Source organism: Microbacterium sp. Marseille-Q6648 (genome assembly GCF_943181415.1).
In the GTDB taxonomy this organism is placed as follows: Bacteria; Actinomycetota; Actinomycetes; order Actinomycetales; family Microbacteriaceae; genus Microbacterium.
The window spans coordinates 398,250-417,064 of the sequence record NZ_CALPBZ010000005.1 but is presented as its reverse complement, the minus strand read 5'-3'; the positions used below and the strand labels follow the sequence as shown (position 1 = coordinate 417,064).

The following is an 18,815-nucleotide window of genomic DNA, read 5'->3' as shown; positions in this document are numbered from 1 at the left end:
CTCATCGTCCGGGATCGGCCAGGTGCCGGCTGCCGTGACTGAGCACCTTCACCACGACGCCGCGGCGGTGCAGCTCGGCGACCGTGCGCGTCTCCTCGTCGATGTTGCGCCCCAGCGCGTGGACGTTCGCCACCACCAGCACGTCGCCGCCCGTCAGCGTCCCGAACAGCCGGACCAGACGCTCCTCCCACGACTCGAGCGTCTCGGGGGCCGGATGCCGGAACCCCTCGATCGGCACGCCGAACCGCGTCAGCTCGTCGCGCTGCTCGACCACCGAGGGCATGTCGTCCCTGGAGATGACCAGACCGACCAGTCGTGACCCGGACGGACGCGCACGCCACCAGTGCCGGTCCTGCTGCAGCTCCGTGAAGCAGCGCGGGCATTCCGCAGCGGGATGGGGCAGATGCAGCGGCGCCGTGTCGACCCCCGTGGCGGGCGCATGCGTGTGGGCGTGCGTCGCGGCATCCGTCGAATGCGTCGTGTCGGTCATGGGGGCTCCCTCGCTTCGGACCATTGTCCCCTACGACGCCGGGTCAGAGGATGCCGAGGGCGGCCACGGCCTCGCGCTCGGCGACGAGCTCTGCGACAGACGCGTCCAGTCGGGCGCGTGAGCGGTCGTCGAGCGAAAGACCCTCGACGACCCGGTAGCCGGTGCCGTCCGAGACGACGGGGAACGAGCACACCAGTCCCTCGGGAACGCCGTACTCCCCGTGCGAGACGACCGCCGCCGACGTGCGGCGACCCCGCGTGCCGAGCACGTCGTCCCGCACGTGGTCGATCGCCGCGCTGGCTGCCGAGGCGACCGACGATGATCCCCGCACCTCGATGATCTCGGCTCCGCGTCGCGCCACCCGTGGCACGAACACGTCGTCGAGCCACGCGCGGGCGGCGTCCGGGCCGCCCAGCCGGTCGGCGAGGACGTCGACCACCGGCACGCCGTCGACCGTCGCATGTGCCACGTCGGGGAACTGGGTGGCGGAGTGGTTGCCCCAGATGATGACGCCTTCGATGCCGCCGGGTCGCACGGCGAGGGTCTCGGCCAGCTGCCCGACCGCGCGGTTGTGGTCGAGCCGGGTGAGCGCGGTGAAGCGCTCGGGCGGGATGCCGCGCGCCGCCGACGCCGCGATGAGGGCGTTCGTGTTGGCGGGGTTCCCCACCGCGACGACGCGGACGTCGGCGGCGGCGCCCGCGGCGATGGCCGCGCCCTGCGGTCCGAAGATGCCGGCGTTCGCGGCCAGCAGGTCGGCGCGCTCCATGCCCGGGCCGCGCGGGCGCGCGCCCACGAGCATGGCCACGTTGCAGCCGTCGAACGCGGTGCCCGGATCGTCGGTGACCTCGACGTTCACGAGCCGCGGGAAGGCGCAGTCCTGGAGTTCGAGCGCTGCGCCCTCGGCGGCGCGCATCCCCTGCGGGATCTCGAGCAGCCGCAGGCGGACGTCGCGGTCGCCCAGCATGTCTCCCGCGGCGATGCGGAACAGGAGCGCGTAGCCGATCTGGCCTCCCGCGCCGGTGATCGTGACGGTGACAGGTGGCGGGGTCATGGGGCGAGCTTATTGCCGCCTGTCAAGCGGCGTCGGGAACCGGCGACGACGGAGTACGGTGTGGCCATGACGTTCAACGACAACGCCAACGTCTCGGGCAACCGGGCGCGTCGGCGCGGGCGCGGTGCAGCCATCGCGGGCGGTGGAGTCGGCATCGGCGCCATCGCGGTGCTGCTGATCAGCCTCTTCACCGGCACCGATCTGTCCGGTCTTCTCGGGGGCGGTGGAGGCGGCGGGGCGCCGGCGCCCGAGAGCGAGATCCAGGACTGCGAGACCGGAGCCGACGCGAACGAGGACGACGCGTGCCGCATCGCCGCCGGGTCGCTCGCCATCGACCAGTTCTGGGCCGAAACGGTCGAGGGCTACCGTGAGCCCGGCGTCATCGTCGTCGACGGCGAGACCTCCACGCAGTGCGGCACCGCGTCCAACGCGACGGGGCCCTTCTACTGCCCGCCCGAAGAGACGATCTACATCGACCCGACCTTCTACGCCCTGCTGCGCGAGCGCTTCGACGCCAGCGCGGGCCCGCTCGCCCAGCTCTACGTGCTCGCCCACGAGTACGGCCACCACGTGCAGTACATCACCGGCGTCATGGAGCAGAACCCCAACAACGGCACCGGCCCCGACAGCAACGGCGTGCGCATGGAGCTGCAGGCCGACTGCTTCGCCGGCGCCTGGGTCGGCCAGATGACCGAGCAGGAGGACGAGAGCGGCACGCCGTTCCTCGAGCCTCCCACGCAGCAGCAGGTCGCCGATGCGCTCAACGCCGCCGAGACCGTCGGCGACGACCACATCCAGGAGCAGTCAGGCGGACAGGTCAACCCCGAGTCCTGGACGCACGGTTCCAGCGACCAGCGCGAGCGCTGGTTCCGCGAGGGCTACGAAGGCGGCGTCTCGGTGTGCGACACGTTCTCCATCGCGGGGGACCGTCTGTGAGCGGTCTCCTCGACGAGATCCTCTACCCGCCCATCGAGCCGTACGAGACCGGAGAGCTGCTGGTCGGCGACGGGCATCGTGTCTACTGGGAGCAGTCCGGAAACCCCGACGGCAAGCCCGTCGTGTTCCTGCACGGCGGCCCGGGGGCCGGCACGTCGCCCTGGCACCGGCGGTTCTTCGACCCGGATCGCTATCGCATCATCCTGTTCGATCAACGCGGCTGCGGACGGTCCACGCCGCATGCGAGCGAGCCGGCCGCCGACCTGCGCTTCAACACGACGTGGCATCTGGTCGCCGACATCGAGTTGCTGCGCCGGAACTTCGGCATCGACCGCTGGCAGGTCTTCGGCGGATCGTGGGGGAGCGCCCTCGCCCTCGCGTACGCGCAGTCCCACCCGACCGCGGTGAGCGAACTGGTGCTGCGTGGGGTCTTCACCCTTCGCCGTCACGAGCTGGAGTGGTTCTACGAGGGCGGCGCGGCGGCGCTGTTCCCCGACCTGTGGGAGGAGTTCATCGCCCCCATCCCGGTGCTCGAGCGCCACCGCATGATCGAGGCGTACCATCGCCGGCTGTCGGATCCGGATCCCGCGGTGCACGTGCCCGCCGCCGTCGCGTGGTCGCGGTGGGAGGCCGCCACGCTCACGCTCCTCCCCGACGAGGAGCTCATCTCGGGGATGACCGAGGATGCCGCGGCGACCGCCTTCGCGCGCATCGAGAACCATTTCTTCGTGCACGACGGCTGGTTCGAACCCGAGCAGCTCATCCGCGGCGCGCACGCCCTGCGCGGCATCCCGGGTGTCATCGTGCAGGGGAGATATGACGTCTGCACGCCGATGATGACCGCGTGGGACCTGCATCGGGCGTGGCCCGAAGCCGACCTCGTCGTGGTGCCGGACGCCTCTCACGCCGCTTCAGAGCCCGGCATCGCCCGCGCTCTGCGTGCCGCCGCCGACGGCTTCGCCGGCTCCTGACGGCGGCCGCCGAGCGTCGCCCTGCTAGGGTGGGGGGATCTGGCAGCGCTCCGACGCGCTTCTTGCGTCGTAGAACGCTTCCCTCGCCGCGGTCCCCCGGGATTCTCGCAGGCTGACATCTTTCGTACGGCGACCCGCGGACGAGATCCGACGCGGCACCGACCCAGGGCACCATCGTGCCCGGAGAACACACATTCATGACTGACATCACTTTCGGCGCGCTCGGCGTGCCCCAGAACCTCGTCGACACGCTCGCGGCGGACGGCAAGACCACCGCCTTCCCGATCCAGATCGACACCCTCCCCGACACCCTCGCCGGTCGCGACGTGCTCGGCCGCGGCAAGACCGGCTCGGGCAAGACCCTCGCCTTCGCGATCCCGCTCGCCGCCCGACTGGATGCCGCGAACCAGCGTCGCCGCAAGCCCCGCGGCCTCGTGCTCGCACCCACCCGCGAGCTCGCCACCCAGATCAACGCCACGCTCGAGCCCCTCGCCCGTGCCGCCGGCCTGTCGACGACCGTCATCTTCGGCGGCGTCAGCCAGCAGCGCCAGGTCCAGGCGCTCAACGACGGCGTCGACATCATCGTCGCCTGCCCCGGTCGCCTGGAAGACCTCATGAAGCAGGGCTACGTCAAGCTCGACGCCGTGCAGATCACCGTCATCGACGAGGCCGACCACATGGCCGACCTGGGCTTCCTGCCGGGTGTCACCCGCATCCTGTCGGCCACGCCGGCCGGTGGCCAGCGACTGCTGTTCAGCGCCACCCTCGACAACGGCGTGGACAAGCTCGTGTCGCGGTTCCTCAAGAACGAGGTGCTGCACTCCGTCGACGAGGCCACCTCGCACGTCGCCGCGATGACCCACCACGTCTTCTCAGTCGCCGACCCGGACGCCAAGAAGGAGGTCGTGCGCGTGCTCGCCTCGGGCACCGGCCGCCGCATCCTGTTCCTGCGCACCAAGCACCAGGCCAAGAAGCTCGCGCAGCACCTCACCGCCCGCGGCATCCCCTCGGTCGACCTGCACGGCAACCTGTCGCAGAACGCCCGTGACCGCAACCTCGCGGCGTTCTCGTCCGGCGAGGCGAAGGTGCTCGTCGCCACCGACGTCGCCGCCCGCGGCGTCCACGTCGACGACGTCGAGCTCGTCGTGCACGTCGATCCGCCCACCGAGCACAAGGCGTACCTGCACCGCTCCGGCCGCACCGCGCGCGCCGGCGCCGAGGGCTCGGTCGTCACCCTCGTGCTGCCCGAGCAGCGTCGCGACGTGACCCAGCTGCTGCGCGCCGCTGCCATCTCGGCGACGCCCGTGGCCGTGCACCACGAGTCGGCCCAGGTGACCGAGCTCGTCGGCGAGGTCGCCGCCTTCGTCACCCCCGCCCCGAAGGCCGCGCCGGTCGCCGGCACGAGCCAGGGTGCCAACGCCCAGCGCAAGCGCGCCGCACGCTCGGAGCGCGAGGGCCAGGGCGGCCAGCGTCAGGGTCAGGCTCGCGGTCAGGGCCGCGGCCGCGGTCAGGGTCAGGCAGCGCAGAGCGCCGACCAGCCCGCGCGCACCGGCCAGGCCGCCGGTGGTGGCCAGCGCCGCCGCAGCGGTGGCGGCCAGGGTCGCGGGGCTGCCGCTCCGAAGCTCATGGTCGGCTCGGTCGTGCGTCCCAACGGCGGCGGCGCCCGTCGCGGCGGTCGCTGACCACTCAGCTCGTCACACTCGACGCCGGGGCTCAGGCCTCGGCGTCGAGTGCGTCTGCGACCGCCCGCAGCCCGCGTAGGGTCTCGGCGAAGCTCGTCGACAGCGGCGACAGGCCGATCCGAAGTCCCGCGGGGTCGCGGTAGTCGGGGATGACGTCCTCGCACCACAGCCGCGCCGTCACCGCGCGCATCGCCGGGTGCGAAAGGGTGACGTGTCCGCCACGGGCTCCCGGGTCGCGCGGCGAGGCCACCGTGACGCCCCGCGGGCCCAGCAGCCCGTCGGCGGCGTCGATCGCGAACGACGTCAGCGCCAGGGACTTGGCGCGGACGGCTTCGATTCCGACGCGGTCGAGGATCGACAGGGTGTCCTGCATCGCCAGCATCCCGACGATCGGGGGCGTGCCCGACAGGAAGCGTCGCATGCCGTCGGCGGGAACGTACTCCGGTCCCATCGCGAAGACGTCCGCGGCACCCATCCAGCCCTGGATCGGCTGCGCGAGGGACTGCTGGTGGCGCGCCGCGACATAGGCGAACGCGGGTGATCCCGGTCCGCCGTTGAGGTACTTGTAGGTGCAGCCCACCGCGAGGTCCACCCCCCACGCGTCGCACTCGACCGGCACCGAACCGGCGCTGTGGCAGAGATCCCACAGCACCAGCGCTCCGGCATCGTGGGCGACCCGCGTGAGCGTCTCGGCATCGGCGAGATGCCCCGAGCGGTATGCGACGTGGCTGAGCAGCACGACGGCGGTCTCGGCCCCGACCGCGCCCGAGAGAACCTCGGCGGTCACGCCCGCGGAGCGGTCGACGTCTATCCACCGCACGCGCCCGCCGCGCTCGCGCGCGATGCCGTCGACGAGGTAGCGGTCGGTCGGGAAGTTGTCGGTGTCGCACACGATCTCGACACGCGCGGGATCGACGGCGTGCTGGGCGTCGAACGCCGCCCGCAGCAGCTTGTAGAGCAGCACGGTCGTCGAGTCGCCGACGACGGTCTGGCCGGCGGCCGCACCGATCGCGACGCGGCCGATCGTGTCGCCGATGTCGAACGGCAGCTTCATCCACGACTCGTCCCACCCGCGGATGAGCCGCCCGCCCCACTCGTCCACGACGAACGACGACAGGCGGTCCACGGTGGCGCGGGGTGGGCGGCCGAGCGAGTTGCCGTCGAAGTACACCAGCGGCGTCTCGCTGCCGATGAACTCGTCGCGCAGGCCCGCGAGGGGATCGGCGGCATCCAGCTTCGCGGCGCGCTCGTCGAGGTCTTCACGTGCGGCGGGGGCCGCGGGATCGGTTGCGGGGTCAGTGGTCGTCATGGACGAGTTCCTCGATCGGGGTGACGGTCGCGCCCGCGAGCCACGCGGGGATCCCGTCGTCGGACGACGGGGCAGGACCGGGGATGAAGGTGGCGACGCCGCGCGTGGCGACCCCGCCGGGCCAGGCCGCGGTGAGCGCGGCGATGAGCGACGGGCCTCGGACGCCGGCGGCGTGGAGCGCCTCGAGCTCGGTGACGTCGATGCCGGCGGGCCGTTCGCCGTTGCCGAGGTCGGTGCCGTAGAGAACGTGACCGCCGGCGCGGGCGAAGGTCTCGAGGTTGAGCATCGCGCGCTCGCGCTCGACGCCGTCGTGGATGGCCAGCGTCGAGATCCATCGCTGTCCGAGCGCCACCGCTCGCGCGATCGAGGCTCCGTCGAGCCACTCGCTGAACGGCGTGTGCGCGAGGGCGTCGACCCCCGCGTCCAGGGCCCGTCGCGTCATGCCCTCGCCCTCGACGTGCGCGACCACCGGCAGCCCGCGTTCGCGCGCACTCGCGACGATCGCCTCGAGCGTGGGCGGGTCGAGCACGCCCGGAGCGCCCGCGTGGAGCGCGACCTTGATGACGGATGCCGCGCAGGACGCCTGTTCGTCGACCGCCGTCGCGGCGCCGCCGGGCACCCCCGGGTGCTGCGAGGCCGACGACACCTCGCGCACCGTCGCCGCCGGCGCCCAGGACTTTCCGGAGGGGTAGCCGCCCGGCGCCGTCAGGAACGCCCCCGCGTATGCCGCGTGCGGCATGGTTTCGCGGGAGCGTCGAGCGAGAGCAGTGGGGTCCCCGCCGAGGTCGAGCACGGCCGCGATCCCTCCGGCGGGCAGAGCGTGCTCGTCGATCAGGTGCAGGTGCACGTGGTGGTCGATGAAGGCGGGCAGCGAGACGCCGTGCTCGCCGGTGAGAGCACGTCGCGCGAAACGGGCGTCGGGTCCGAGCAGCTCGATCATCGCCCGATCTCCGTCCTCACCGCGTACAGCTCCGGAAAGAAGGTGAGCTCGAGTGCGCGCCGCAGGAACGGGGCCCCGCTGGATCCGCCGGTGCCCGTCTTGCCGCCGATGATGCGCTCGACGGTCTTCAGGTGGCGGAACCGCCACAGCTGGAAGTTGTCCTCGAGGTCGACCAGCTCCTCGCACGTCTCGTACGCCGCCCAATGCGCCTGCGGATCGTCGTAGATCGCGGCGAAGACCGGCACGAGCTCGGGCGTGAAGGTCCAGGCTTCGGTGACGTCCCGTTCGAGGACGCCGTCGGGGATGTCGTAGCCCGCACGCGCCAGCAATCGCAGGAACTCGTCGTAGAGGCTGGGTGCCTCGAGGGCGTCCTGCAGGAGCGCGCTCGACGCGGCATCCGCGTCGAACACCCGCAGCATGGCGGCGTTCTTGTTGCCCAGCCGGAATTCCACGGCGCGGTATTGGGCCGACTGGAAGCCGCTCGAATTGCCCAGGATGCCGCGGAACTGCGCGTACTCTGCGGGCGTCAGGGTCGCCAGCACCGACCACTGCTCGGTGAGCGTCTTCTGGATGTGCTTGACCCGCGCGATGCACTTGAGGGCCGGGGCGAGCCGGTCCTCGCGCAGCAGGTCCGCGGCGCCCGTCAGCTCGTGCAGCACCAGCTTCAGCCACAGCTCGGTGGTCTGGTGCTGGATGATGAACAGCAGCTCGTCGTGGTGCTCGGGTTCGCTCAGCGGGCGCTGCGCGCTCAGCAGCGTCCCCAGGTCGAGATACCCGCCGTAGCTCATGCGGTCGGTGAAGTCGGTGACCACCGAACCTTCGATCCGGCGCGTATTGCGCTCGACGCCTTCGTTCACGCCCCGAGCCTATCCACCGCCGCTCGCGGGCGGCAGAGCCGGTGGGGCGCGGCGGATCAGATGAGCGAAAGCTCCTTGAGCTTCTCTTCGACGTCGGCGTTCGAGGGCTCGACGTGGTGGGTGGAGTCGGGGTACACCACCACCGGGATGTTCGTGCGACCCGAGATGTCGCGGGCGACGTCCGCTGCGGACGGGTCGGCGACGAGGTCGACGTACGTGTACTCGACGCCGAGCTGGTCGAGCTGCTTCTTGGTGCGGATGCAGTCGCGGCACCAGTCGGCGCCGAACATGGTGATCGAGGACGAAGCGTCAGAAGTCATGCGCTCCATTCTCACGGATGCTTCCTGAGCAGGGCCCGGATGCCGCTCCTCACGTCCCGCGACGACTCCACATGCCCACACCGCCACTCGAGCCGGCGGGCGCGAACTCCTCGGCGAACCGTCCGGGACCGCCTCCGGCGCGCGGCGCAGGCTCGGTGCCGAGCACGACGCCGTCCGCACGCTCGAGCTGCCGCCAGGTGTGCTGGTGCACGACGGGTTCGTCCTGCACGGCGTCGCCTGCGGCATCCGGTCCGACGAGGACGAGCCCGACCCCGAACGGATCGACGTCGAACGCGCAGCCACGGGCGATGTTGCGCTGGACGGTGTCGGCCTGGATCAGCTTCGTCGGATCGCCCCAGACGCACTCCCGCGTGGACGACCAAGCAGTCACCTCGTCGATGCGCAGGCTCGTCGGTCGCACGGCCGTCAGGCCCGCGATGACCGTCACGACCGCGACCGCCGCGATCCCGGCGACGAGTCCGCGCCGCACCCGCCGATGCGAGAGGGCGGCGACGGCGGCGCCCGTCGACAGCGCGAGCGGGGCGAGCACCCAGGTGGCGTAGTGGTTGTAGAAGACGCCGCTCGCGGCGATGAGCACGGCGTGGATCACGGCGAGGAGCCCCCACCACACGGCATCCGGCCAGACCGACGCGCGAGTCCTCGCGCGGAGCGCGCGTGCGAGGGGGAGCAGGGCGATCACGAGCAGCGCCACGAGCAGCGCCGCCCACACGAGCCACGGCACCAGGGCGTCCAGCCACGGCACGTCGACGAACAGCGAGAACCGGTTGGCCCGTGCGGCCAGGCTCGTTCCCGCCGGCGGACGCGACAGCTGGGTCATGACGCTCTGCTGCCACATCTCCGCAGGGGCGCGGACGAAGAACGGCAGCGCCACGACGGCCGCCGCCCCCGCGGCGCCGGCGACGAAGCGCACGAGTCCGCGCGCGCCGAAGCGCACCGCCACGATGACCGCGACGACCGCGATGTCGACGACGGCCCAGTACTTGACGGTGAGGGCGACGCCGAGCGCGATGCCGGCGATCCACGTCATCGCGAGCGCTCGCCGCGACAGGGACCACAGCGCCACGAGCAGCAGCAGGTTCAGCACCGGTTCGAGCAGGTACACCTGCTCGGTCGCCACCGCCACCGGCCACACCGCGTACAGCAGCGCACCGGTCACCATGGCCGCCGTACCGAAGCGGCGCAGCAGCACGCCGATGAGCACCGTGTTCGCCACCCCCGTCGCCACCGCCAGGATCCGGGCGACGGCGAAGGCCGTGGCCTCGTCGACGACGCCGGCCAGCAGCGCGGGCGGTGCGAGCCACAGGAACGAGCCCGGCGGATGCAGGTAGACGAAGTCCTCATACGGCCACTGGCCCGACAGCATCGACAGCGCTGCGGCGAACATCACGCCGTCGTCGTATTCGCGCTGCGTGACCAGCACCCCGGGCAGGACATACGGAAGGAACCGCGTCGTGAGGGCGACCAGAGCGATGCCGGCCAGCAGCAGCACCCCACGCCGATCCCGCACCACGGTTCCCCCTCCGCCGGTCCTGCCGCCAGCATAGGGACCGGACGCCGCAGCGCACGCATGATCCGGGGCGAGAAATCCGCGCCCTGGCGGGCGAGGGCGCGTGCGACGATAGACCCGGTGCAGCTCTCGATCATCGTCCCGACCTACAACGAGGCTCCGAACGTCTCGGAGCTGGTCCGTCGCGTCTCGGCGGCGGTGGACGGCCTCGATGCCGAGATCGTGTTCGTCGACGACAGCACGGACGACACCCCCGACGTCATCGAGGCCGTCGCCGCCACCGCGCCGCTGCCGGTGCGCGTCATCCACCGTGCCCACGCGGCCGGCGGACTGGGCGGGGCGGTGCTCGAGGGGTTCGCCGCGGCGGAGTCGGATGCGTGCCTGGTCATCGACGGCGATCTGCAGCATCCCCCCGAGACGATCCCGGTCCTGTGGGAGCGCTTCGAACGCGGCGACGTCGACCTGGTGCTGGCCTCGCGGTACGCCGGCGGGGGCACGTCGGGCGGCCTGGCCGACCGGACGCGGGTGATGGTGTCGAAGGCCTCGACGGCGATCACCCGCGCGATGTTCCCGGTGCGGCTGCGGAACGTCTCGGACCCGATGACCGGCTTCTTCCTCCTCGACCGGCGCAGCGTCGACCAGGCGCTGCTCCAGCCCCGTGGCTTCAAGATCCTCCTCGAGATCCTCGCGCGCCGCGCCCTGCGGGTGGCCGAGGTGCCGTTCGACTTCGCCGATCGCCATGCCGGCGACTCCAAAGCGTCTTTCCGCCAGGGGCTGCACTTCATATCGCAGCTGGCCGCGCTGCGGTTCGGCAAGATGTCGCTCTTCGCCGTGATCGGCGGGCTCGGGGCGGTGGCGAACCTCGCGATCGTGTGGGCTCTCACGCAGCTGGGGGTCGACTACATCGTCGCCGCCGTCATCGGCGCCGAGGCGACCATCATCGGCAACTTCCTGCTCATGGAGCGGTTCGTCTTCCACGACATGCGCGATCAGGCCTCCACTGGCTGGGTGCGCTTCGCGAAGTCGTTCTCGTTCAACAACGCCGAGGCTCTCATCCGGATCCCGATCATGGCGTTCATGGTCGAGTCGTGGCACCTGTCGGCCGTGGTGGCCACGGCGATCACGCTCGTGGTCGCGTTCGTCGTGCGCTTCGTCTTCCACTCGCTCGTGGTCTACGCCCCGCGCAAGCCCGACGCCGAGCCGAGCGCCGCGCGCCGCTTCGTCGACGAGCTCGATCGCCAGGCCACGTCGCCGGGCGAGCTCTGACCCGGATCCTCAGCCGCGCCCGCTGCCGGGACCGAGGGGCGGCGTGCCCGGCTCGGCCGGGAAGCGGGCACCCGCGAGCTGCGTCAGCACGTCCCACGCCCGTGCGGCGGCGAGGGGGTCCGCAATGCTCCGGTACGGCTTCCTCGCTCGGGGGCTCCCGTGCAGCTCGAACGCCCCCGAGGGCACCACCAGCTCTCCGGACGACACGTCGGGAGACGTCACCGCCCGCAGCGCCGGGAGCGCCGCCTCGCCCGCGCTCTGGCTCAGGATGCGGCGCTCCATGAGCGCGCGCCCCAGCCGCGCGCCGGGGGAGCGGCGCCCGCGCAGCTCTGCGGGCGCGATGTTCGTGAGGGCGATGCCGGGGTGGCAGAGCGCGACCCGCACCCCCCAGTCCCCGGCCCCGCTGCGGCGTGCCAGCTCGACGGCGAACAGGCCGAGTGCGACCTTCGACGCCGTGTAGGCGCGGAGCGGGCGGTATCCGCGTTCGACCTGCAGGTCGTCGAACGCCAGCGTCCCGTGCTTCACCGCGAGGCTGCACTGCACGGCCACGCGAGAACCGCGCGCTCGCAGCAGAGGCAGGATGCCGGCGGTCAGCGCCACGTGCGAGAGGGCGTTGGTCTGGAGGTGCAGCTCGAACCCGTCGGTGCTGACGTGCCGCGCCGGATCGCCCAGGAGCACGATCCCGGCGTTCAGCACGAGCATGTCGATCGGCTCCTCCTCGGCCAGCAGCTGCCGGACGAGCCCGTCGACCGACCCGAGCGACGACAGGTCGGCCAGCCGGACCGACAGCTGCGCGTCCGGAGTCTCGGCGAGGATGCGCTGGGTGACCACCGCGGCCTTCGCCCGCGAGCGCACCGGCATGACCACATGCGCGCCCGCACCCGCGAGCGCCCGCGCGATCTCGGCCCCAACCCCGTCGCTGGCGCCGGTGACCAGAGCGCGGCGGCCCGAGAGGTCGGGAAGATCGACGTGCCAGCGCGCGAGCACGGGTCGTCCGGCATCCGTCATGCAGCCCCCCTCGGCGATGCGGCCTGAGGCAGATCATGCCCCAGCGGCCGCCGTCAGCACCAGAGGGCAGGTCCGGGCGGGCTGGACGCGCGGCGCTGACGCGGCCCGGGCGCGAGCGCTACGCTGGCGCTCGTGATCACCCTCGTCCTCACCGTCGTCGGCGACGACCGCGCCGGTCTCGTCGCCACCGTCGCCGACATCGTCGAGGAGCACGGCGGCAACTGGGAGAACAGCCGCCTGGCAGAGCTCGCCGGCGCCTTCGCCGGCGTCATCGAGGTCTCGGTCCCCGAGGATCGCGCCGACGAGCTGCGCGTCGCGCTCACCGTGCTCGACGGACTGCTCACCGTGGCCGTCCACACCGGAGCCGCCGAGAAGGATGCCGCGCCCTCGCGCCACCTCACGCTGCAGGTGCTGGGCAACGACCGTCCCGGCATCGTCCGCGACGTCAGCGCCGTGCTCCGCGAACACGACCTGAGCATCGAGCGGCTGAGCACCGAGACCCGCGACGCGGCCATGTACGGCGGGCGCCTCTTCGAGGCGACCGTCGTGGCGCGCGTTCCGGCATCCGTGGATCTGGGCGTGGTCACCGGCGAGCTCGAGCGTCTCGCGACCGAGATCCAGGTGGACGTCACCCTCACCGAGTGACGGGCCGCGACTCAGCGCCTCCGTCCACCGCGACGGGCGGAGGAGTCGTCGCCGAGCGGAGGATGCTCCGGCCGCGGGAGGTCCTCCCGTGGGCGACACGTCCTCCCGTCGCCGCGACGAGCGGAGGAGAGCCCCGCCCCCGGATGCCGCGACTCAGCTGCGGTGCGAGCGGTAGTACGCCAGCAGGGCCTGAGTCGACGCATCCTGAGCGGCCAGCGCCTGGTCGTCGCCCTCGATGGCGGGCGCGATCTGCAGCGCGAGCTGCTTGCCGAGCTCGACGCCCCACTGGTCGAAGGAGTTGATGCCCCAGATCACCCCCTGCGTGAAGGTGATGTGCTCGTACAGCGCGACCAGCTGGCCGAGCACGGCAGGGGTCAACGACGGGGCGAAGATCGACGTCGTGGGCCGGTTGCCGGCGAACGTGCGGGCAGCCACGAGGGCGCCGGTCGTGCCCTCGGCCTCGACCTCTTCGGCGGTCTTCCCGAACGCGAGCGCCTTCGTCTGCGCGAGGAAGTTCGCCAGGAACAGCCCGTGCACGTCACGGCCGTCGTCCGCGAGCGGGTACGCGGGGTTCACGAACGCGATGAAGTCGGCGGGGATCAGGCGCGTGCCCTGGTGGATGAGCTGGTAGAACGCGTGCTGGCCGTTCGTGCCCGGCTCGCCCCAGAAGACCTCGCCGGTGTCGGTGGTGACAGGGCTGCCGTCCCAGCGCACGGACTTGCCGTTGGACTCCATCGTGAGCTGCTGCAGGTAGGCCGCGAAGCGGTGCAGCTGCTGCGCGTAGGGCAGCACGGCGTGCGACTGCGAGCCGAGGAAGTTCACGTACCAGACGTTCAGCAGACCCATGAGGACCGGGACGTTCCGCGTGAGGGGCTGCGTGCGCACGTGTTCGTCGACGGCGTGGAATCCGGCGAGCAGTTCGGCGAACACGTCGGGTCCGAGGGTGATCGCCAGTGACGTGCCGATCGCCGAGTCCACCGAGTACCGGCCGCCGACCCAGTCCCAGAAGCCGAACGCGTTGTCGGTGTCGATGCCGAACGCGGCGACCTTGTCGAGCGCCGTCGAGACGGCGATGAAGTGGTGGGCGACGGCATCCGTCCTGGCGGTCTCGTCGTCGGCGATGGCGCCGGTCTCGGCGAGCTTCGACCACAGCCAGTCCCGCGCCAGGCGGGCGTTGGTGAGGGTCTCGAGCGTGGTGAAGGTCTTCGATGCGACGATGAACAGCGTCGTCTCGGGGTCGAGGTCGGCGGTCTTCTGCGCCAGATCGGTCGGGTCGATGTTCGAGACGAAGCGGGCCTCGATGCCGGCATCCGCGTAGGGTTTGAGCGCTTCGTAGATCATGACGGGACCGAGGTCCGAGCCGCCGATGCCGATGTTGACGACGTGCGTGACCTTCCTGCCCGTGGCGCCCTTCCAGTCGCCGGAGCGCACGCGCCGGGCGAACGCGGCGACCCGGTCGAGCACCTCGTGCACGTCGTCGTCGATCTGCTGCCCGTCGACCACGAGCGCGGGGGTCGCACCCTTCGGCCGGCGCAGGGCCGTGTGCAGCACCGCCCGGTCCTCGGTGGTGTTGATGTGCTCGCCGGCGAGCATTGCCGCGTACCGCTCGGCGACGCCGGTCTGCTCGGCGAGGCGGACGAGCGAGGCGAGGATCTCGTCGGTGACGAGGTTCTTCGACAGGTCGACGTGCAGGTCGGCGAGAGTGAAGGTCAGGCGCTCGACCCGGTCGGGGTCGGCGGCGAACCAGCCGCGCAGGTCGGGGGTGAAGGCGTCCCGGTGCGCAGAGAGCTCGGCCCAGGCGGAAGTGGCGGTGGCATCGATCGGAGCGGTCACGCGCCTAACCTATCGAGCCCGCGCCGCGCGCGCCCGGGGCGCGTCACATCCCTTCACGCATCCGCGCCCGTCAGGTGGGTGACGGTGCGCGTCGCGGCATCCCATCGCCGCAGCGCCGTCGCCGTGCCGTCGAGCTCGCCGCCGACGAGCGGCAGGGCGGTCGTGAGATCGGCCAGCCGCACCCGCCGCGCGAGCGTGACGTGGGGGAACCATGCGCCCGGTGTGGTGTGCGCAGCGTCTTCGCCCGCTCCCAGGGCGCCGTGCAGGTCGCGGTGCAGGTCGACGAGGGCGGGGCTCGGCGCCACCGACCGCGCGAGCACTCGCCGGTCGCCCGTGCCGAACAGCACCGGCGCGCCGAGCGTCACCGGCAGAGGGAGCCGTCGTGCGATCCCGTCAGTCTCGAACGCCGCGATCCGCGTCCGCACGACCAGGGTGATGTGCGGCCGGTTGCTCGGGGCGGTGTGCGCGGCAAGACTCGACAGACCGGATGCCGCCAGCGCCGCCCACTCGTCGCGCACGGCCGCTTCGGTGCGGCCGTCGAGGAGGAGCTCGAGGCTGACGATGGCTCCGGACATGCCTCCAGCCTCGCATCGCGAGGCGGGCGGCGGGGCATGAAGAAACCCCCGTGTGTAGAAGCCACACGAGGGTCCCAGTGGCTCCGACGGGCGTCGATCCCGTGACCTCACGATTTTCAGTCGTGCTGGAAGTAGCAGCGCAAGCTGGGCCTGCGACTCCTCCCCAGGCCGTGTCTGATCTCAGATGTGCACGGTGATCACAGAATCGCTTCCCCCTGGCGGCCGGTTGTGGCCAAGATGTGGCCAACCGGATCTCTGCCCTATGCCGACGAAGCAGTGCGCCGGGTCTCGCCGCCGCTAGTCTCAAGTAGACGTTAGGGAGTGCCATGTCTCAGTTTCGCGAGGACACCTCCAGTCCTTCGGACCTCAACTTCGATCTGCGCAATCCGCGCATGCCGGACAACCTCTTTGCGAATGAAGAGGAGGCCATCCAGCACCTAGTCGATAACGCCTCACTCTCCGAACTGATCGACTCGATCACCAGTTCGGGTTGGATGAACTACGAACCCATGATCGTGCTCGATCGTGACGACGTGCTGAAGGTCGACGACGTTGTCATTGAAGGAAACCGGCGGCTCGCCGTGTTGCGCCTGCTCTCCGACCCAGCATTGGCGAAACGGGTCGGTCAGACGATCCCGAAAGACATCCCCGCAGGGAGTATCCCTGACATCGTCACCGTGTGGCGCGTAAAGACGCGCGCGGAGGCTCGGGATTTCATAGGGTTCAAGCACATCAATGGAGCCTTCAAGTGGGACTCCTTCGCCAAGGCAAAGTACGCCGCGGAGTGGCTTGCTGAAGAACCCGACCTAGCCACAGTTAGTCGCCGGCTGGGCGATACACACAATACGGTCGTACGCCTAGTGAACGGGTACCGCGTATTGACACAGAGCGAACGGCAAGGCTTCGATCGCGGCGCCATTTCAGGACGTTTCGCCTTCTCGCACCTTTACACCGGGCTGACGCGACCCAGCCTCCGTGAATACGTCGGTCTTACGGACACTGGGACGCTCCTGCCTGAGAATCCGATCCCCGACAGTCATGCCGCTCATCTGAACCAACTCATGGTCTGGCTTTACGGTCAGGGTGACACCCCACCAGTCATTCAGAGTCAAAACCCTGACCTAAAGCACCTCGCCTCGGTGCTCGAAAACCCGTCAGCGATCGCGATGCTGTCCAGCACGAACGACCTTGAGGTCGCGTACGAGACGGTTGAGGACAAGCCAGCCCGCTTCTCGGCCGAACTCACTGCGCTTCTTGCCCAGGCCAAGACCGTTTCCTCTTTGATCGGGAACTATGACGGCGACCCTGAACTGCTCGAAATCGCCAGTACCGCCTTCAAGACGACCCGAGCTATCCAGCAGTCAATGCTCAGTGAGGCGCGTGACGTCAATCCCGGTTTAAGAGACGCCTGAATATGCCCATCGAGCTCTTCGACGCTGGATCCACGCGATCGATCATGGCTGACTGGGTGGAAATTAGGGCATTCCGCACAGGCGAGCGAGTTTCCCATGCCGATCTTTCACGGAGCCAGAGCGTTCGCGAGGATCCGACAAACGGCCGGCCGGAGCTGGACGACGAGGTCGGTGAATTCTTGGATGCAGAGATCCTCGATTCTGAGTCCGAGCGAATCGTGAACGACGTTTGGATGGAGCTACGCCATAGGCAAACGACCCTCGGATCGTCGTACCCATTCGCGCTTCGAACGCAGGGCGACGGCGGGTGGTCGCTCGCCGTATCGGAATCGGATCCGACTGTTTCGCTGCCGCGTCTCGCGTACCTTGTGTGCTTGCTGATTGCGGGGTTTCGCCGCGGCGTGCTCCCCAAGCCCACGTCGGACTGGCCCAAGACGCTAAAGAGTCGATACAAATGGATGAAGTCAGGTGCCGGCGATGTCTTCCAGGCCGTTTCATTCCTCGCGGCACCAGCGTTGGTCGGTGGCATGGCCCACTGGTTCGGGTGGCCCCGTCCGGACGCGACTCCGAAGCTTCGTGCCGCGCTAACCGTGCTCGTCGAGCGTCTCGGTCACGGCAAGATCAAACAGGAAGACCCCGAATGGACAACGGGGTACGAGAAAGACGGCACAGTCGATATTGTCATTTGGCGGCCGTTCGTCGACGGGCAATATGCGGCGCTGACTGTCTTTGGACAGGTAGCGTCGGGTGAGAACTGGCGAGGGAAGTCTGTTCTCACCTTCATTAAGGGTCACTTCTTCGACTGGTTCGAGGACGTGCCTGCCGAGCACTTTCTGCCGGCCATGTTCATGCCGTTCATGTTGCACGATGATGCCACCGCGTCGAAAAAAGTGACCTTTGCAGTGTCCGCTCGAGGTCATGCGCGTCAGGATGAGCGCAACTTTGGGCTGGTTCTCGATCGTTTGCGAATCGTAGAGCTAGCGACGATTCAAGTGGCTCGCGTGGCCGAGGGAAGCGACGAAGAGCTGCGCTTGATAGCCAAGATAACGCGCTGGCTTGTCGTCGCTCGGCTGTACGCCCAAAGTCCTCTTGTCACCGTGACGGTGTGAACTCCTCCATGTGTCGGGCGACTGCCGACGACACAATCATCCGTTCAGCAAACTGTGCTGACCGATGCGCGGAGTACGGAAGCTCGAAGGTGCCTTGAAACCTACCCGAATACAGTCGTCGGATCTCGGGCGCATCGTCGTAGGTCAAGACCCACGGCGCGGATGTGTTGGCGTTCAGAACGTCAGCTAGAGCCGAGTGCATGGCGTCGTCGAACGCGTTCAGATAGAGAAACGAACCCTTCTCGAAGTACGGAGGATCCGCGTAAACGAACGACGTGTCCGCGAGAAAGTGTCGCTGAATAAAGGTCGTGCCGTCCTCCTGCGTCACGTCGATCTGCTCGCGCAGATCCCCCAGCACCTTGATGCGCTCCGCAAGCGATGCTCGGTTGAACCGGGCGTCAATTTTGTAGGTGCCGCTCTGGGACTTTCCGCCAATGACCCCCGCGTTCATGACGCCGGACCGATTCGTCCGGTTTAGGTACAGTGTCGCGAATCCGAGCTCGCGCCGCGTCGCGTCGACCTCGCCTCGATATACGCGGCGTTGGTGGCCCCACTCGTCGAGGGTGAGCGGAACTTCCTGCACCCGTTCCTGCATCCAGGCGCTGTCCTCTGTGGCTGTTTTCCAGAAGGCAAAGATTGCAGGATCAAGATCGTTGATGGCGATCCGAGGCACCACGCAATCGATGAGCAGGCTTATCGCTGCCCCTGCGCCGCCCCCGTACGGTTCAGCGTAGGTTCGCTGATCCCAGCCACCGCTTTGGATGACGTTACGAAGGAAGCCGGTTAGGCGGTTCTTGCCGCCTGGGTACCTCAGAGGGGTGTAGGTGCGCCCGCGATGGGGGCGCACGGAGGCTAGCCTCATGATCCTCCCACCGCCAACCGT

At 69.7% G+C, this 18,815-nt stretch carries 18 protein-coding genes; 7 read left to right on the top strand and 11 right to left on the bottom strand.

The window, feature by feature from the left end; all coding sequences use genetic code 11:
• Position 1: 1 nt before the first annotated feature.
• A complete protein-coding gene (locus NFR93_RS14130) occupies positions 2 to 490 on the bottom strand; it encodes a recombinase family protein (protein ID WP_251454498.1) in 489 nt (162 codons plus the stop codon).
• A gap of 43 nt (positions 491 to 533) precedes the next feature.
• A complete protein-coding gene (locus tag NFR93_RS14125) occupies positions 534 to 1,541 on the bottom strand; it encodes a malate dehydrogenase (protein WP_251454496.1) in 1,008 nt (335 codons plus the stop codon).
• 66 nt (positions 1,542 to 1,607) lie between these two features.
• Here NFR93_RS14125 and ypfJ point away from each other — a divergent pair, with 66 nt between their 5' ends.
• The 3 genes from ypfJ (at position 1,608) to NFR93_RS14110 (ending at position 5,130) form a co-directional block, all read left to right on the top strand.
• The gene (ypfJ, locus tag NFR93_RS14120; RefSeq protein ID WP_251454494.1) at positions 1,608 to 2,477 is read left to right on the top strand and encodes a KPN_02809 family neutral zinc metallopeptidase; all 870 of its coding nucleotides are present in this window, start codon (positions 1,608 to 1,610) and stop codon (positions 2,475 to 2,477) included.
• A complete protein-coding gene (gene pip / locus NFR93_RS14115; protein ID WP_251454491.1) occupies positions 2,474 to 3,448 on the top strand; it encodes a prolyl aminopeptidase in 975 nt (324 codons plus the stop codon). Before ypfJ ends, pip begins: the two co-directional genes overlap by 4 nt.
• Before the next feature lie 197 nt (positions 3,449 to 3,645).
• Positions 3,646 to 5,130: a DEAD/DEAH box helicase gene (locus NFR93_RS14110; protein WP_251454488.1), complete on the top strand. Its 1,485-nt coding sequence runs from the start codon at positions 3,646 to 3,648 to the stop codon at positions 5,128 to 5,130.
• Between the two features lie 31 nt (positions 5,131 to 5,161).
• Here the strand turns inward: NFR93_RS14110 and NFR93_RS14105 are convergent, their stop codons facing one another.
• The 5 genes from NFR93_RS14105 to NFR93_RS14085 are packed head-to-tail and all read right to left on the bottom strand — an operon-like array spanning position 5,162 to position 10,087.
• Positions 5,162 to 6,439, bottom strand: a complete 1,278-nt coding sequence (locus NFR93_RS14105) for a kynureninase (protein WP_251454487.1) — start codon at positions 6,437 to 6,439, stop codon at positions 5,162 to 5,164.
• A complete protein-coding gene (locus NFR93_RS14100) occupies positions 6,426 to 7,379 on the bottom strand; it encodes an amidohydrolase family protein (protein WP_251454484.1) in 954 nt (317 codons plus the stop codon). The genes NFR93_RS14105 and NFR93_RS14100 overlap by 14 nt, the downstream gene beginning before the upstream one ends.
• Positions 7,376 to 8,236 carry a tryptophan 2,3-dioxygenase gene (kynA, locus tag NFR93_RS14095; protein WP_251454481.1) on the bottom strand — a complete coding sequence of 287 codons (861 nt, stop codon included), beginning with the start codon at positions 8,234 to 8,236 and terminating at the stop codon, positions 7,376 to 7,378. Before kynA ends, NFR93_RS14100 begins: the two co-directional genes overlap by 4 nt.
• 56 nt (positions 8,237 to 8,292) lie before the next feature.
• Positions 8,293 to 8,556, bottom strand: coding sequence for a glutaredoxin family protein (locus NFR93_RS14090; RefSeq protein WP_251454479.1), 264 nt, complete (start codon positions 8,554 to 8,556; stop codon positions 8,293 to 8,295).
• 49 nt (positions 8,557 to 8,605) lie between these two features.
• On the bottom strand, positions 8,606 to 10,087 hold the full coding sequence (locus NFR93_RS14085) for a hypothetical protein (RefSeq protein WP_251454476.1): 1,482 nt from the start codon (positions 10,085 to 10,087) through the stop codon (positions 8,606 to 8,608).
• A 117-nt stretch (positions 10,088 to 10,204) separates the two neighbouring features.
• Here NFR93_RS14085 and NFR93_RS14080 point away from each other — a divergent pair, with 117 nt between their 5' ends.
• Positions 10,205 to 11,350, top strand: a complete 1,146-nt coding sequence (locus NFR93_RS14080) for a glycosyltransferase (RefSeq protein WP_251454473.1) — start codon at positions 10,205 to 10,207, stop codon at positions 11,348 to 11,350.
• A gap of 9 nt (positions 11,351 to 11,359) precedes the next feature.
• Here the strand turns inward: NFR93_RS14080 and NFR93_RS14075 are convergent, their stop codons facing one another.
• Positions 11,360 to 12,358: an SDR family oxidoreductase gene (locus NFR93_RS14075; RefSeq protein WP_251454470.1), complete on the bottom strand. Its 999-nt coding sequence runs from the start codon at positions 12,356 to 12,358 to the stop codon at positions 11,360 to 11,362.
• A gap of 132 nt (positions 12,359 to 12,490) precedes the next feature.
• Between NFR93_RS14075 and NFR93_RS14070 the strand changes: the two genes are divergently transcribed.
• On the top strand, positions 12,491 to 13,003 hold the full coding sequence (locus tag NFR93_RS14070; protein ID WP_251454467.1) for a glycine cleavage system transcriptional repressor: 513 nt from the start codon (positions 12,491 to 12,493) through the stop codon (positions 13,001 to 13,003).
• 153 nt (positions 13,004 to 13,156) lie between these two features.
• Here NFR93_RS14070 and pgi read toward each other — a convergent pair whose 3' ends face one another.
• Positions 13,157 to 14,836, bottom strand: coding sequence for a glucose-6-phosphate isomerase (gene pgi, locus NFR93_RS14065; protein ID WP_251454464.1), 1,680 nt, complete (start codon positions 14,834 to 14,836; stop codon positions 13,157 to 13,159).
• Between the two features lie 53 nt (positions 14,837 to 14,889).
• Positions 14,890 to 15,411, bottom strand: a complete 522-nt coding sequence (locus NFR93_RS14060) for a 2'-5' RNA ligase family protein (protein ID WP_251454462.1) — start codon at positions 15,409 to 15,411, stop codon at positions 14,890 to 14,892.
• Between the two features lie 326 nt (positions 15,412 to 15,737).
• Between NFR93_RS14060 and NFR93_RS14055 the strand changes: the two genes are divergently transcribed.
• Both NFR93_RS14055 and NFR93_RS14050 read left to right on the top strand, forming a co-directional pair.
• Positions 15,738 to 16,823: a hypothetical protein gene (locus NFR93_RS14055; protein WP_251454459.1), complete on the top strand. Its 1,086-nt coding sequence runs from the start codon at positions 15,738 to 15,740 to the stop codon at positions 16,821 to 16,823.
• A gap of 2 nt (positions 16,824 to 16,825) precedes the next feature.
• Positions 16,826 to 17,932, top strand: a complete 1,107-nt coding sequence (locus tag NFR93_RS14050) for a hypothetical protein (protein WP_251454456.1) — start codon at positions 16,826 to 16,828, stop codon at positions 17,930 to 17,932.
• On the opposite strand, the gene NFR93_RS14045 is transcribed toward NFR93_RS14050, so the two are convergent.
• Complete coding sequence (locus tag NFR93_RS14045; protein ID WP_251454453.1) at positions 17,916 to 18,779, bottom strand: DNA adenine methylase; 864 nt, start codon at positions 18,777 to 18,779, stop codon at positions 17,916 to 17,918. The genes NFR93_RS14050 and NFR93_RS14045 overlap by 17 nt on opposite strands.
• Positions 18,780 to 18,815 lie beyond the last annotated feature (36 nt).

What these genes read in the sequence shown, in the direction of transcription:
- NFR93_RS14130 (WP_251454498.1), bottom strand. Translation starts at nt 490, where the DNA reads ATGACCGACACGACGCATTCGACGGATGCCGCGACGCACGCCCACACG.
- NFR93_RS14125 (WP_251454496.1), bottom strand. Translation starts at nt 1,541, where the DNA reads ATGACCCCGCCACCTGTCACCGTCACGATCACCGGCGCGGGAGGCCAG.
- ypfJ (WP_251454494.1), top strand. Translation starts at nt 1,608, where the DNA reads ATGACGTTCAACGACAACGCCAACGTCTCGGGCAACCGGGCGCGTCGG.
- NFR93_RS14110 (WP_251454488.1), top strand. Translation starts at nt 3,646, where the DNA reads ATGACTGACATCACTTTCGGCGCGCTCGGCGTGCCCCAGAACCTCGTC.
- NFR93_RS14105 (WP_251454487.1), bottom strand. Translation starts at nt 6,439, where the DNA reads ATGACGACCACTGACCCCGCAACCGATCCCGCGGCCCCCGCCGCACGT.
- NFR93_RS14100 (WP_251454484.1), bottom strand. Translation starts at nt 7,379, where the DNA reads ATGATCGAGCTGCTCGGACCCGACGCCCGTTTCGCGCGACGTGCTCTC.
- NFR93_RS14090 (WP_251454479.1), bottom strand. Translation starts at nt 8,556, where the DNA reads ATGACTTCTGACGCTTCGTCCTCGATCACCATGTTCGGCGCCGACTGG.
- NFR93_RS14075 (WP_251454470.1), bottom strand. Translation starts at nt 12,358, where the DNA reads ATGACGGATGCCGGACGACCCGTGCTCGCGCGCTGGCACGTCGATCTT.
- NFR93_RS14060 (WP_251454462.1), bottom strand. Translation starts at nt 15,411, where the DNA reads ATGTCCGGAGCCATCGTCAGCCTCGAGCTCCTCCTCGACGGCCGCACC.
- NFR93_RS14055 (WP_251454459.1), top strand. Translation starts at nt 15,738, where the DNA reads ATGTCTCAGTTTCGCGAGGACACCTCCAGTCCTTCGGACCTCAACTTC.
- NFR93_RS14050 (WP_251454456.1), top strand. Translation starts at nt 16,826, where the DNA reads ATGCCCATCGAGCTCTTCGACGCTGGATCCACGCGATCGATCATGGCT.